At 56.9% G+C, this 13,155-nt stretch carries 12 protein-coding genes; 6 read left to right on the plus strand and 6 right to left on the minus strand.

Features of this window, described 5'->3' with window-relative positions:
• Window positions 1-135: 135 nt before the first annotated feature.
• The 5 genes from FJ695_RS02645 to FJ695_RS02665 all read left to right on the plus strand — a co-directional run bounded on the left by FJ695_RS02645 (window position 136) and on the right by FJ695_RS02665 (window position 5,576).
• Window positions 136-564, plus strand: a complete 429-nt coding sequence (locus FJ695_RS02645) for a YeeE/YedE family protein (RefSeq protein WP_168206241.1) — start codon at window positions 136-138, stop codon at window positions 562-564.
• Window positions 565-566: 2 nt separating this feature from the next.
• Window positions 567-1,007 (plus strand): DUF6691 family protein, encoded by a 441-nt coding sequence (locus FJ695_RS02650; protein WP_141183997.1) that lies wholly within the window; start codon window positions 567-569, stop codon window positions 1,005-1,007.
• A 37-nt stretch (window positions 1,008-1,044) separates the two neighbouring features.
• Complete coding sequence (locus FJ695_RS02655) at window positions 1,045-1,938, plus strand: MBL fold metallo-hydrolase (protein WP_141183998.1); 894 nt, start codon at window positions 1,045-1,047, stop codon at window positions 1,936-1,938.
• 27 nt (window positions 1,939-1,965) lie between these two features.
• Entirely contained in the window at window positions 1,966-3,642 is a 1,677-nt protein-coding gene (locus tag FJ695_RS02660; RefSeq protein WP_141183999.1) for a bifunctional protein tyrosine phosphatase family protein/NAD(P)/FAD-dependent oxidoreductase, read from the plus strand.
• A 149-nt stretch (window positions 3,643-3,791) separates the two neighbouring features.
• Complete coding sequence (locus tag FJ695_RS02665) at window positions 3,792-5,576, plus strand: SulP family inorganic anion transporter (protein ID WP_141184000.1); 1,785 nt, start codon at window positions 3,792-3,794, stop codon at window positions 5,574-5,576.
• A 12-nt stretch (window positions 5,577-5,588) separates the two neighbouring features.
• Here FJ695_RS02665 and FJ695_RS02670 read toward each other — a convergent pair whose 3' ends face one another.
• A complete protein-coding gene (locus FJ695_RS02670; protein ID WP_141184001.1) occupies window positions 5,589-6,077 on the minus strand; it encodes a hypothetical protein in 489 nt (162 codons plus the stop codon).
• Between the two features lie 137 nt (window positions 6,078-6,214).
• Between FJ695_RS02670 and FJ695_RS02675 the strand changes: the two genes are divergently transcribed.
• On the plus strand, window positions 6,215-6,724 hold the full coding sequence (locus FJ695_RS02675; RefSeq protein WP_141184002.1) for an MmcB family DNA repair protein: 510 nt from the start codon (window positions 6,215-6,217) through the stop codon (window positions 6,722-6,724).
• A 178-nt stretch (window positions 6,725-6,902) separates the two neighbouring features.
• Here FJ695_RS02675 and xylA read toward each other — a convergent pair whose 3' ends face one another.
• The 5 genes from xylA to xylF all read right to left on the minus strand — a co-directional run bounded on the left by xylA (window position 6,903) and on the right by xylF (window position 13,033).
• A complete protein-coding gene (gene xylA, locus FJ695_RS02680) occupies window positions 6,903-8,222 on the minus strand; it encodes a xylose isomerase (RefSeq protein WP_141184003.1) in 1,320 nt (439 codons plus the stop codon).
• Between the two features lie 11 nt (window positions 8,223-8,233).
• Entirely contained in the window at window positions 8,234-9,685 is a 1,452-nt protein-coding gene (gene xylB / locus FJ695_RS02685) for a xylulokinase (protein WP_141184004.1), read from the minus strand.
• A gap of 106 nt (window positions 9,686-9,791) precedes the next feature.
• Window positions 9,792-10,580: an ATP-binding cassette domain-containing protein gene (locus FJ695_RS02690; protein WP_141184005.1), complete on the minus strand. Its 789-nt coding sequence runs from the start codon at window positions 10,578-10,580 to the stop codon at window positions 9,792-9,794.
• 2 nt (window positions 10,581-10,582) lie between these two features.
• The gene (locus FJ695_RS02695; protein ID WP_141184006.1) at window positions 10,583-11,872 is read right to left on the minus strand and encodes a sugar ABC transporter permease; all 1,290 of its coding nucleotides are present in this window, start codon (window positions 11,870-11,872) and stop codon (window positions 10,583-10,585) included.
• Window positions 11,873-12,001: 129 nt separating this feature from the next.
• Window positions 12,002-13,033: a D-xylose ABC transporter substrate-binding protein gene (gene xylF, locus FJ695_RS02700; protein ID WP_141184007.1), complete on the minus strand. Its 1,032-nt coding sequence runs from the start codon at window positions 13,031-13,033 to the stop codon at window positions 12,002-12,004.
• Window positions 13,034-13,155 lie beyond the last annotated feature (122 nt).

The following is a 13,155-nucleotide window of genomic DNA, read 5'->3' on the forward strand; positions in this document are numbered from 1 at the left end:
CTCATCTGCGAACTGCTTAACGGTATGGCTACCTACTTTTAATCTAAACTAATTTTCTCACAGATGGGGCGCAAATCCCTCTTGCGCTTCAAGCCTTATATTCATATATTCGAAAATAACATTGTGAGGATTTCAATGACTGAATTTACGCCTGTTCTCAGTTTTGGTGGCGGCCTTCTGATCGGCCTTGCAGCCGTGGCCCTGATGATGATGCATGGTCGCATCGCTGGTATCAACGGCATCGTCGGTGGGCTGCTCAGCCTGCAGATCAACTCCGATTGGGCCTGGCGCGCGGCATTCCTCGCCGGCATGGTGGCCAGCCCGCTGGTTCTGCTCGGGATTACCGGCCAGATGCCGCAAATCAGTATCCCCTCCTCACCGGCGCTCTTGCTGGCCGGCGGTTTCCTGACCGGTGTCGGCACAACACTCGGATCCGGTTGCACCAGTGGCCACGGTGTTTGCGGCATGTCCCGCCTGTCCACCCGGTCCATCGTCGCAACCATGACCTTTATGGCGACCGGTGGGATAACCGTGTTCCTCATCCGTCACGTTTTTGGAGGCTAATTATGTTGCGACTGATATCTGCTTTCGGCATTGGCCTCGTATTTGGTGTCGGCATTTTGGTGTCCGGCATGGGCAATCCTGCCAAAGTTCTCAACTTCTTTGATATTGCAGGAACCTGGGATCCAAGCCTTGCTTTTGTCATGGGCGGCGCCTTGTCTGTTGCTGCGATTGGTTACCGGCTAGTTTTCCGGATGGGGGCCCCAGTTTTCGCTGCCCAATTCTCGCTTCCGACCCGGACAGAACTGGACATGAAACTGATCGGTGGATCGGCTATCTTTGGCATTGGATGGGGCATGAGCGGATTTTGCCCGGGCGGGTTGGTTCCTGTCCTTGGCATTGGACTGAGTGAACCATTGATGACTGCGGGCGCAATCGTTGTTGGAATATTGACCGCGCGCTGGATCATCAGCATTGGTCAACGCCACAAATCAGCCCCTGCCTAACTGTATATTTGGTCCTGTCAGACACAGGGAGACCCTTATGAGTTCTTCGAATTACCCGGTCGATATGGCCCTTGTTCCAGTCGTCAAACCCTTTTTTGATCCGGCAACCAACACCATCAGCTATGTGGTCAAGGATCCCTCATCGGATGCCTGTGCCGTGGTCGACAGCGTCATGGACATCGACTATGCGGCCGGCCGGATTACCTATGATTCCGCCGATGAAATCATATCCTACATCCAGGAAAACGGCTTGGAAGTGGAGTGGTTGATCGAAACCCACGTCCACGCCGACCATCTATCGGCCGCACCCTATATTCAGGAAAAACTCGGCGGTAAACTTGGTATTGGCGAAAAGATCACCGTCATTCAGGAAACCTTCGGCAAGGTCTTCAACGAAGGCACAGAATTTCAACGCGACGGCAGCCAATTCGATATGCTGTTCAAGGACGGTGATACCTATCAGATCGGCGAGATGACGGCCTTTGCCATGTATACGCCTGGGCATACACCAGCTTGTATGGTCCATGTCATGGGGGATGTCGCCTTTGCCGGAGACACCTTGTTTATGCCCGATGGCGGATCGGCACGGGCGGATTTCCCGGGCGGCGATGCCGGAACGCTTTACGATTCCATTCAAAAGGTCTTGTCTCTACCAGACGACATGCGCCTCTTCATGTGCCACGACTATGGCCCCAACGGTCGCGACATCGCCTGGGAAACCAGTGTCGGAGATGAAAAGGCCCACAACATTCATGTGGGCGGCGGCAAGTCACGGGACGAATTTGTCCGCTTCCGCACCGAACGCGATGCGCAGCTCGACATGCCCAAACTGATCATCCCATCTTTGCAGGTCAACATGCGCGCCGGAAAGCTGCCGCCTGCCGATGAAAGCGGCAAGACCTTCTTGAAAGTGCCGGTCAACGGCCTCTGACTTGAAACGACAAGGATGGTGGCAGCGATGAAACTTGCAGCAATCGACAAGCAAGTCTCGGTTAGCGCCCAGATTAAGCCGGAAGACCTGGCCGACATTGCGCAACAGGGCTATCGGTCGGTGATCTGCAACCGGCCCGATGGCGAAGCTGCCGACCAGCCGACCTTTGAAGAAATCGAGACTGCAGCCAAAAAACTAGACCTAGAAATCCGTTACCAGCCCATCACGGCCGGCAAGGTACGCGACGAAGATGCGGACGCGTTCGGCACGCTTCTCAATGCCTTACCAAAGCCAGTTTTAGCCTATTGCCGGACCGGAACCCGGTCCGCAACGCTTTGGTCGCTATCGCAGGCAGAAACCCTTCCGCTTGCCGGGATCCTGTCGAAAACCAAATCCGCAGGCTACGACATGGCCGGTGTTGTCCGCCGTATTGCCAACGGCGGCCGGACGCCGACTGAAAGCGCTGAAGACGCGCGGTTTAATGTTGTGATCGTCGGCGGAGGGGCAGCAGGAATTTCAGTTGCCTCGAGCCTTTTGTCCCGCAAGTCAGATCTCAATATCGCGGTCATCGATCCTGCGGACGTCCATTATTACCAGCCGGGCTGGACGATGGTCGGCGGCGGTATCTTCGATGCTTCTGACACGGCCAAGACCATGGGATCTCTGATCCCCTCCGGAGTCCATTGGCTAAAGTCGGCGGTCGCGGCTTTTGAGCCGAAGGACAATGCGGTGGTTCTGGATGGCTGCCGAGTGGTGAAATATGATCGCCTGGTGGTTTGCCCGGGGTTGAAACTCGATTGGCACGGGATTGAAGGACTGGTCGACACGCTCGGCAAGAACGGCGTCACCTCCAATTACCGCTACGACCTTGCACCTTACACCTGGAAGCTCGTACGCGAGATGACATCCGGCAGAGCGCTCTTCACCCAGCCGCCTATGCCGATCAAATGCGCCGGGGCACCACAAAAGGCGATGTATTTGTCTGCAGATCATTGGACCAAATCCGGACGGATCGGTGAGATCGACATTCAGTTCATGAACGCAGGCGGGGTTCTTTTTGGTGTCAAAGATTATGTCCCGGCGTTGATGGATTACGTGGACCGCTACGGTGCGAACCTCAACTACTTCCACAATCTCATCGCGGTTGATGGACCTGCCAAGAAGGCCCGGTTCGAGATCCGGGAACCGGACAAAGACCCGCTACATGTCGATGTCGAGTTCGACATGATCCACGTGACCCCGCCGCAATCGGCACCGGACTTCATTCGCGTCTCGCCGCTGGCCGATGCGGCTGGCTGGGTCGACGTGGATCAAGCAACCTTGCGGCACAAGACATATGACAACATCTGGTCGCTCGGAGATGTGATGAACGCGCCCAATGCCAAAACGGCGGCGGCCGCGCGCAAACAAGCTCCAGTGGTGGCAGAAAACATTGTGTCCGATATCAAGGGGCATAGTGCGACTGCGCAGTACGACGGTTACGGCTCCTGCCCGCTGACTGTGGAGCGCGGAAAAATCGTCCTTGCAGAATTCGGCTATGGCGGAACGCTGTTGCCGAGCTTTCCACGTTGGTTGGTGGACGGGACCAAACCAACGCGGACCGCATGGCTTTTAAAAGAACGGATCCTGCCCCCCATTTATTGGCGCGCCATGTTGCGCGGCAAAGAATGGATGGCGAAACCGGAAAAAGTCACTGCAGCCTAGGGGGACTCCTTGCCCCCATAGGACCACAGATCGGCGTTCTGTGGCCCCATCACCCTTCCGAGCCGGGCAACCGGCTCGGATTCTTTTTTTAACTGCGCCCTTGTAACAACGCTGCAAAGCGCAGCCCCCACGACCATCAGGCAAACCTTATGAGCGGACTGAAACGTTATTTCCCCATTCTTGAATGGGGAAAAACCTATGACAAAGAAACCGCAACCAGCGATCTGGTTGCGGCTGTTATCGTAACGATCATGCTCATTCCGCAATCGCTTGCTTATGCCTTGCTGGCGGGACTGCCCCCGGAAGTCGGTCTTTATGCGTCGATTGCACCGCTTGTGGCCTATGCGCTTTTCGGAACCAGCCGGGCGCTGGCGGTTGGACCGGTTGCCGTGGTCTCTCTGATGACGGCCTCCGCCGTTGGTCAGTTCGCCGAACAAGGAACACCGGAATATCTGGGTGCGGCCATTGCGCTCGCCTTCATCTCCGGTCTCATGCTGATGGTGATGGGCTTTTTCCGGCTCGGGTTTCTGGCCAATCTCCTGAGCCATCCGGTGATCTCCGGCTTCATCACAGCGTCCGGCTTGCTGATTGCCTCCAGCCAGCTGAAACATATTCTCGGTGTTCCGGCGAACGGTCATACGCTTTACGAAATCCTGTTATCCATCGTTTCAAATTTGAATTCGGTGAACTGGATCACTTTGGTGATTGGCGCGAGCGCAACGGCCTTTTTGTTCTGGGTACGCAAGGGCCTGAAGAAACTGCTGCTCGATTTGGGTTTGAATCCCTTTCTTGCCGACATCCTGACCAAAGCGGGCCCGGTGGCCGCTGTTGCCGTCACAACCCTGGCTTCGGCGGTGTTTTCACTTAGTGAGAAAGGCGTGAGGGTTGTCGGCGATATCCCGTCCGGCTTGCCCGTCCCGCAACTGCCGAGTCTTGACAGCGAGCTCTGGCTCGCGCTTGCCGGGCCGGCGCTGCTGATCTCGGTAATCGGTTTTGTTGAATCTGTGTCCGTTGCCCAAACCTTGGCGGCAAAAAAGCGCCAGCGGATCGAACCGGATCAGGAACTGATCGGCCTTGGCACCTCAAACATCGCCTCTGCGCTGTCCGGCGGCTATCCGGTCACCGGCGGGTTCGCCCGTTCCGTGGTGAATTTCGATGCGGGAGCGGCAACCCCTGCGGCCGGAGCCTATACGGCGGCCGGTATTGCGCTCGCTACATTGTTTTTAACGCCGCTGCTGACCCACTTGCCTCAGGCGACACTCGCCGCCACGATCATCGTTGCGGTGTTGTCCTTGGTGGATTTTGGCGCTGTTAAACGGACTTTTGCCTACTCAAAAAGCGACTTTTCGGCGATGGCGGCTACCATTCTGATCACGCTCTTCTTCGGCGTTGAACAAGGGGTTGTTGCCGGTGTTGGCCTCTCAATTGCGCTATACCTCTATCGCAACAGTCGGCCCCATATGGCAATCGTAGGCGTGGTTCCGGGCACCGAACACTTCCGCAACATCGACCGGCACAAGGTGGTGACCGGTGACCGTGTCCTGACGCTCCGGGTCGATGAAAGCCTGTTTTTCGCCAACACAAGGTTCCTTGAAGACAAAATCTATGCGCTGGTTGCCGACCGGCCGGACATTGAGCATGTCGTTCTGATGTGCCCGGCGGTCAACGAGATCGACGCCAGTGCACTGGAGAGCCTGGAAGAAATCAACCACCGCCTGTCCGATTCCGGCGTCTCTTTTCACTTGTCGGAAGTTAAGGGCCCAGTGATGGACCGGCTCAAGAGAACGGACTTCCTGGACCATCTGACCGGCCAGGTCTTCCTGAGCCAATATGAGGCGCTGGTGACCTTAGACCCGCTGACAGCCCATATCTCGGAATCGCACACGCCGAAAAAACCGGCCCGGTCAGATGTCTGGGCAGGCCCTGAAATCTGATTGACCAGAGGGTTAATCTTGGATGTTTTGCGCGGATTGAAGAACCGGCTGGATCGCTTCACAAAAGCGGAAATGCACAGGCGGACGTTCGCCTTCCTGCACCATCAGACCGTTCGTGCCTCGCGGCTGCACAGTAACCAATTCGATTGCCTCACCGCCATCGTTCAACAGGCAATTGATCGCCGCGCGCTGGGTTCTCAGCTTGTCTTTCTCCGCACCATAGACCTGGCAAATCCGGCCCGGCGTTTCCAAAAGGCCGCGATAGATCGCAATCGCTGATCCGGGTGCATTGCGGTCAATACGGGGTGCCGGGCAGTTGCTCATATCCCGGACCCAAATGCCTTGGGCAAACTCTGCGAACCGCAAATCCAGCGTCTTGCCCTTTAGCAGCGGCGCCGACCGGGGAACCGACAGTTTCCGGTCACCCTTTCCCGCGACCGCAGGTGCTGAGAACGCCGCCGTGAGCGCAAGAATAACCACACCCAAGATGCACCGGTTCATAGAAATTCCCCTCCAGTGGGACCGCCCCATGTTCCTCACGCGTCCCGCAAACCCAAATGGAGACAATTTCTCGGCGGACGTCAACTTCTGCGATATGCCAGCTTGCATTTTTCGAACAAAAATGGAACAAAAAAGGAATGAAAACCGATAATCATTCGGCAAGCGGGCGAATTGAGCTGAATGACCCGCTTGCAGACGGCCGCCAATCGGAGACCGCGATCAAGGTCTGGCGCGGGGCGGCCCGGCTCATGCGCCAGCGCCAATTCGCCTGTGCGGCCGAAGTTACACTCGCATCAGCCCGGCGCGCCGACCTTCTGGCGCTTGGTCCAAAACACGAGCTTTGGATCATCGAGGTCAAATCCTCGGTGGCTGATTTTCGGGCCGACCATAAATGGCCAGACTACCGGCAGCATTGTGACCGGTTTTATTTTGCCACCCATCCAGATGTGCCTTTGGACATTTTTCCAGAGGAGGCAGGCCTGATCGTCTCAGACGGGTTTGGCGCTGAAATTCTGCGGGAAGCACCCGAGCACAAAGTCGCGGCCGCCACACGAAAGGCGGTCACTCTCCGCTTTGCTCAAGCCACAGCCAACCGGCTGCATGATCTTCTCGACCCCGACGGGCGCCGGTTTTTCGACGGCCTTTAAGCACCGCTATCCTATTCAAGAACGGATCAAGGAAGGTTGCAGTGAAACGGCCACACAGGGTCAACGCGGACGTTGGCCATTTCCATAAAAGCACAAATTGCCACCCCGGCCTTGAGCCGGGGTCACGACGACATCGGTCCCGGCTCAAGGCCGGGACAGCTACTCCTAAGAAGAAAGATCAAACAAACAGGTTCGTCAGACTTTCTAGATATTCCTGTTTGCCGGAGACCGGCTGCGGTTCCAGATCTTTCGCGTGCACCCGCTCGGCTAAAGTTTCCAAAGAACCGCCACCGTTCAGGATTTCCTGGTTTTCCGGTTTTTGCCAACCGGCATAGCGGTCATCGACAAAACCTTTCAGGCGACCATCTTCAATCATTTCGGCAGCTGCCTTCAGGCCGCGGGCAATAGCATCTGCCGAGCCGACATGGGCCTGGATCAGATCGACCGGGTCGAGTGATTGCCGGCGCAGTTTGGCGTCGAAGTTGGTGCCGCCGGAGGTAAAGCCGCCGGCCATCAGGATCTCGTAATAAGCCAGTGCCAGTTCCGGCACATTCATACCAAAATGATCGGTGTCCCAACCGCATTGATAGTCATTGCGGTTCATGTCGACAGAGCCGAAAATGCCGAGCGAGCGGGCCATATGCAGCTCGTGCTCAAACGAATGACCGGCGAGGATCGCATGGCCCTGTTCGATGTTCATCTTGACTTCGTGTTCCAGACCATAAGCCTTTAGGAAGCCGTAGACGGTCGCAACATCATAGTCATATTGGTGTTTTGAAGGTTCTTGCGGCTTCGGTTCGATCAGGATGGCGCCCTTAAAGCCAATCTTGTGTTTATATTCCACCACCATGTTCAAGAACCGGCCCAGCTGGTCCAGTTCCTGTTTGATGCTGGTGTTGAGCAGGGTTTCATAGCCCTCTCGGCCGCCCCAAAGCACATAGTTCTCGCCGCGCAGGCGGTAAGTGACGTCCATGGCGTTTTTCACCTGAGCCGCCGCATAGGCAAAGACATCCGGGTTCGGATTGGTCGCAGCCCCGGACATGTAGCGCCGGTTGGAGAACATGTTCGCTGTACCCCAGAGAAGCTTCACGCCAGTATCAGCCATCTTCTTTGCAAAGATATCGGCAATGGCATTCACATTCGCATTGCTTTCGGCCAGCGTCTTGCCTTCCGGCGCAATATCGCGGTCGTGGAAAGTGAAGAACGGCATCCCGAGGATCTGGAACATTTCGAAAGCAACATCGGCTTTGAGTTTTGCTTGTTCCATCGGATCGCCGCTGGCTGCCATCCAAGTGCGGTTGAAGGTCTCACCGCCAAAGGGGTCAGATCCCGGCCAGCAGAAGTTATGCCAGTAACAAACGGCAAACCGCAGATGGTCTTCCATGCGCTTGCCGAAGACCACTTCATCCTTGTTGTAGTGGCGGTAGGTCAGCGGGTCGCGGCTGTCGGGTCCGGCAAATTGGATCGGCTGCAAATCGCCGAAAAAACCAGTGCTCATGAATTTTCTCCTTAGAAACCGGCTTGCTTGAGCGCCGGATAAAGCTTGCGCCACCGCTGATAAGCATCGGCGTAGGCGGGAATGAGGGTGGGGTTTGGATCAATGGTCGTTTTGAGGGCGGGTTTGGAAAAAATCCCGTCCGCTGACCCAAGCGCAGCGGCTTGTCCCAACCGGGCAGCACCCAGCGAAGCGCCAAAGTCACCGTCGATCGGAACTTCGATCGTTACTTCCAAAAGACTGGCGATGATTTCCAGCCAAGTTTGTGAGCGGGACCCGCCCCCGACGGCCAGAAGACGATCCACCTTGGTCCCTGCAGCGCTTAAGGCGCTGAGGCAGTCCTTCAAGGCGAAAGCAACACCATCCAAGACCGCATGGGTTAGCTCTGCATCATCCGTCTCATGCGAAATACCGGCAAAACCGGCGCGGATCGCAACGTCATTGTGCGGTGTGCGTTCACCGCCAAGATACGGCAGAAAAGATACGTTCGAAGGCCCGGATACAGCACCAAGCGCCGCTGTCAGATCACCAGGGGCCGCCTTCAGCCGGCCGGCAAGCCAATTCAGGCTATCGGTCGCCGACAGGATCACCCCCATCTGATGCCAGGTGTTTGGGACGGCATGGCAAAAGGCATGAACAGCGTTGTCTACATTGGGCGAGAACCGGTCGTTGGTGACAAAGAGAACCCCCGAGGTGCCGAGCGACACAAAACCGGAACCGGGCTCGACCGCCCCGACGCCGCAAGCGGATGCAGCATTGTCACCACCGCCGCCCGCGACAACAGGAGCGGTGTCAAAGCCCCAACGGGCACAAAGGTCTGATTTGACCTGACCGGAAACTTCCGACCCCTCAACAAGTCTTGGCATGTTGCCGCGGGACAAGCCTGTCGCGGCCAGAAGATCATCACTCCAGTCCCGTTTGGCAACATCAAGCCACAACGTGCCGGCACTGTCGGACATATCGCCAGCATAGATGCCAGTCAGCCGAAAACGCACATAGTCCTTCGGCAGCAAGACCATTTCGGTCCTGGCGAAGATCTCGGGTTCATTCTCGCGCACCCACTGCAGTTTCGGTGCTGTAAACCCTGGCATCACACGATTGCCGCCAAGGCTTAGAAACTTCGGTTCAGCTTTTTCCAGATCTGCACATTGCTTGGCCGACCGGCCATCGTTCCAGAGAATACAGGGACGGAGCGGCTTGTCTGCCGCATCCAGCAGCGTAGCCCCATGCATGTGGCCGGAGAGGCCGATACCCTTAACGGCTGCAAGCTCCTTAGGCACTTGATCCTTGAGGCTGTCCAAAACGGTTTCGCAGGCCGTCCACCAACTGTCCGGATCTTGTTCAGACCAGCCGGGATGCGGGCGCTCCACCGTCAGATCCGCAGTCGCAGAAGCAATCAATGCCTGATTTTCATCCAATAGGATCGCTTTGACAGAGCTGGTGCCAATATCAAGGCCAATGTTCATGAGGTGCGTTCCTCATTTGAGTTCAAAAGAATGTGCCAGCGGTGAACTGGCACGCATTTTTTTGCCCCGGCCGGAGGCGGTTCACTCTCCGGCCAAAGCTCTATACTTAAGCGGCGGCGATCTCCGGATTGATCGCGCCCGGACCCGGGATGGCGCCCGGAGGGCATTTGCCGAGAATGATCATGCCCAGAAGATCGTCTTCGCTGACCTTGTCGACCTCTACGATACCGACAACCTGGCCGTTTTTCATCACGGCCGCCCGGTCGCACATGGCTTTCACCTGGTGAATGTCATGGTCGATCAGGAAGATGCCGAGGCCCTGTTTTTTGAGCTCCTGGATCAGGTCAGTCACCATCTGGGTTTCATGAACGCCGAGGGCTGCTGTCGGCTCATCCATGATCAGGATCCGGGCATTGAAGTAAACCGCTCTGGCGATCGCCACCGATTGGCGCTGGCCACCCGACAGAGCCTTTACTGGCGCCTTGAACTTTTTGAAGTTCGGGTTGAGCCGGCCCATGATCTTCCGGGTTTCCGCTTCCATGGCGTCGTCGTCGACAAACCCGAGCGGGGTAGTCAATTCCCGGCCAAGGAACAGGTTTGAAGCTGCATCGAGATTGTCCGCCAGAGCGAGCGTCTGGTAGATCGTCTCGATATTGAGCGCGCGGGCATCGCGCGGCGAATGGATGTTGACGGTTTTGCCGTCGATCCGGATTTCGCCGCTGTCGGCCTTATAGGCGCCGGACAGGATCTTGATCAGCGTCGATTTTCCGGCGCCGTTGTGGCCAAGCAGACCGACCACTTCGCCTGGAAACAAGTCCACCGTGGCGTGATCGACAGCATGCACCCCACCAAAGGAAATGCAGATGTCGTTGAGTTCAACGAGAGGCGTTGTCATGTTCAGTCTCCCGTACGTTTGCGGTAGATGATGTCAACCAGGACGGCGAGTACAAGCACAACGCCAACCACGATGTTTTGCAGCGGCGCATCAACGCCAACCATGGCCATGCCCGATTGCAGGGATTGCATGATCAGTGCCCCGAGGATCGCGCCATAAATGGTGCCTACGCCGCCGGCAAGTGCGGTGCCGCCAATTACGGCGGCGGCGATTACTCTAAGCTCATCGAGTGTGCCGATATCATTGGTTGAAAAACCAAGACGGGCCGAGGCCACGGCCGCAGCGAGCGCACAGAGGCCGCCCATGATAGCGAACACCTTCACGGTCAGGAACCGTGTGTTGATACCAGAGAGTTCCGATGCGTCCGGATTGCCGCCGGTGGCGAAGATGTACCGTCCCAGCCGGGTCCGTTGTGCAACGACAGTCATGATGACGGCAATCACAATCAAGAGCAGGACTGAATAGGGAATGCCATAGCCCATGGTCAGACCTTCCGGCAGAGTTTCTCCAGAGGCTTCGAAAATCCGTTTCAAGCGGGCTTTCGGAATGTCGTAGGCGTTCAGGATCGCAACAAAGCCAAGAATGGAAACCGTTGTGATACCGGCCATAACAACCTCGGCCCACATCGGCTTAACCGGGAAGCCGTGCGCGGATTTCCTCCGGCGCGAGGCAACTTGCAGCCAAAGCACTGCGCCAACGGCGAGGACGCCGAGGATCCACGACCCGGTTTCACCCATAGTACCGCCGATGCCACCAATCATGGTGAAGGTTTCATCGAGCGGACCAATTGTCTGGCCGCTGGTGATGAACCAGGCGACATTGCGCCAAACCAGCAGTCCGCCAAGAGTGACAATAAAGGCCGGGATTCCAAGATACCCGATCATCCAGCCCTGGAATGCACCGATGATACATCCAACCACAACGCCGGACAGGATCGCGAGAACCCAGATCCCCGAGTGACCAAGACCCATGAATTGGGGCAGAACATCCGTCTGTACCACTGCCATAACAGCTGCGACGGTCGCCAGAAGCGAACCCACAGACAGATCGATATGGCGGGTGACGATGACAAAGACCATGCCGGTTGCCATGATGGCTACAGATACGGTTTGGATCGTCAGATTGAAGATGTTGCGCGGGGTCAGAAACCGGCCATCAGTAAACACATTGAAGACCAGACACAGGACGATGAACGCCCCGATCATCCCCAGAAGGCGCGTGTCGAGCTGCAACGCGGTAAAGAAGTTTCGTGCTGCCGGGCTTTTTGAGCCGGACAGTGCCGTATCGGACATTGAGGTTACTCCTGCTTGGAGACCATTTGCTTTTACGAGCCGGGTGGCCTGCCCCCGGGGATTCAGCCGTTCCGGCGTCCCTGTCGGGCGGCCCGGAAAAGGTCCCGGGCCGCGCGTTTTTGAAGGTGTTTAGTTACAAGGTGCAGGGCCGTTTTCGACGCCCTGGCAGAGATCTTCCTTGGAAATCCAGCCCGCATCGACGACAGCCGTCAGGTTGTCTTGCGTGACCGGAAGCGGTGCCAGGAACTTTGCGGTCAGCTCTGTACCACCTGGAGAGGTCCAGGCGTTTGCACCGTCCACGGAGGACATGTCACCGCCTTTAGCGAGCGCTACAGCGATTTCCCCGGCTGCTTTGCCGAGATCGCGGGCGTCTTTCCAGACGGATACGGTCTGGGTGCCACGGGCAACGCGGTTCAGCGCGGCATGATCGCCATCCTGACCGGACACAGGCGTGCCTTCCATGCCCTGGGCCGTTAGAGCGGCAACAACACCACCGGCGGTGCCGTCGTTGGAGGCCACAACAGCATCAACCTTGTTGTCGTTCGCGGTCAGGATCTGTTCCATGTTGCGCTGAGCATTCGCTGGCAACCAGCCATCGGTGTAGGCTTCACCAACAATCTTGATATCACCGCCATCAATTGCAGCCTGCAGGATTTCCTGCTGACCGCCACGCAGGAAGTCCGCGTTCGGATCCGTTGGGGACCCTTTGATCATGACGTAGTTGCCCTTCGGCTGAGCAGCCAGAACAGCGCGTGCCTGCATGCGGCCAACTTCGACGTTGTCAAACGTCAGATAAAACGCACGATTGTCGTCGATCAAACGGTCGTAACCGACAACCGGAATGCCTTCGTCAGCGGCAGCCTGAACAGCTGGGCCGATCGCTTGAGCGTCTTGAGCCAGAATGATCAGAGCGTTGGCACCCTGTGCGATCAAGGCTTCAACATCAGACAGCTGTTTTGCAGACGAGCTTTGTGCATCGGCGGAGATGTAGGAAGCGCCTGCAGCCTCCAGAGCACCCTTGATTGCAGCCTCATCAGTTTTCCAGCGCTCTTCCTGGAAGTTTGACCAGCTGACGCCAACAACAATGTCAGCAGCATTGGCCGCGGTCAAAGCGGTCGCGGACATAAGGGCGCCCGCCAGCAGAGTGGTGAACTTGCGCATCGTGTTACTTCCTCCCGTTGGCGCAGCCTGAGTGTCTTTTAGCTCCGCCCAAAAAATACAATTTTGTCTGGACCGAAACGTTTCCGGCCATAGATGGGTCAGCTTTGTTGTTATTTTTTTTG

Source organism: Labrenzia sp. PHM005, from assembly GCF_006517275.1.
Lineage (GTDB): Bacteria > Pseudomonadota > Alphaproteobacteria > Rhizobiales > Stappiaceae > Roseibium.

Excerpts from the sequence above, each read along its gene's own strand:
- FJ695_RS02695 (WP_141184006.1), bottom strand. The coding sequence starts at position 11,872 with ATGTCCGATACGGCACTGTCCGGCTCAAAAAGCCCGGCAGCACGAAAC.
- xylA (WP_141184003.1), bottom strand. The coding sequence starts at position 8,222 with ATGAGCACTGGTTTTTTCGGCGATTTGCAGCCGATCCAATTTGCCGGA.
- FJ695_RS02660 (WP_141183999.1), top strand. The coding sequence starts at position 1,966 with ATGAAACTTGCAGCAATCGACAAGCAAGTCTCGGTTAGCGCCCAGATT.
- FJ695_RS02670 (WP_141184001.1), bottom strand. The coding sequence starts at position 6,077 with ATGAACCGGTGCATCTTGGGTGTGGTTATTCTTGCGCTCACGGCGGCG.
- FJ695_RS02655 (WP_141183998.1), top strand. The coding sequence starts at position 1,045 with ATGAGTTCTTCGAATTACCCGGTCGATATGGCCCTTGTTCCAGTCGTC.
- xylF (WP_141184007.1), bottom strand. The coding sequence starts at position 13,033 with ATGCGCAAGTTCACCACTCTGCTGGCGGGCGCCCTTATGTCCGCGACC.
- FJ695_RS02650 (WP_141183997.1), top strand. The coding sequence starts at position 567 with ATGTTGCGACTGATATCTGCTTTCGGCATTGGCCTCGTATTTGGTGTC.
- FJ695_RS02645 (WP_168206241.1), top strand. The coding sequence starts at position 136 with ATGACTGAATTTACGCCTGTTCTCAGTTTTGGTGGCGGCCTTCTGATC.
- FJ695_RS02675 (WP_141184002.1), top strand. The coding sequence starts at position 6,215 with ATGAAAACCGATAATCATTCGGCAAGCGGGCGAATTGAGCTGAATGAC.
- xylB (WP_141184004.1), bottom strand. The coding sequence starts at position 9,685 with ATGAACATTGGCCTTGATATTGGCACCAGCTCTGTCAAAGCGATCCTA.
- FJ695_RS02665 (WP_141184000.1), top strand. The coding sequence starts at position 3,792 with ATGAGCGGACTGAAACGTTATTTCCCCATTCTTGAATGGGGAAAAACC.
- FJ695_RS02690 (WP_141184005.1), bottom strand. The coding sequence starts at position 10,580 with ATGACAACGCCTCTCGTTGAACTCAACGACATCTGCATTTCCTTTGGT.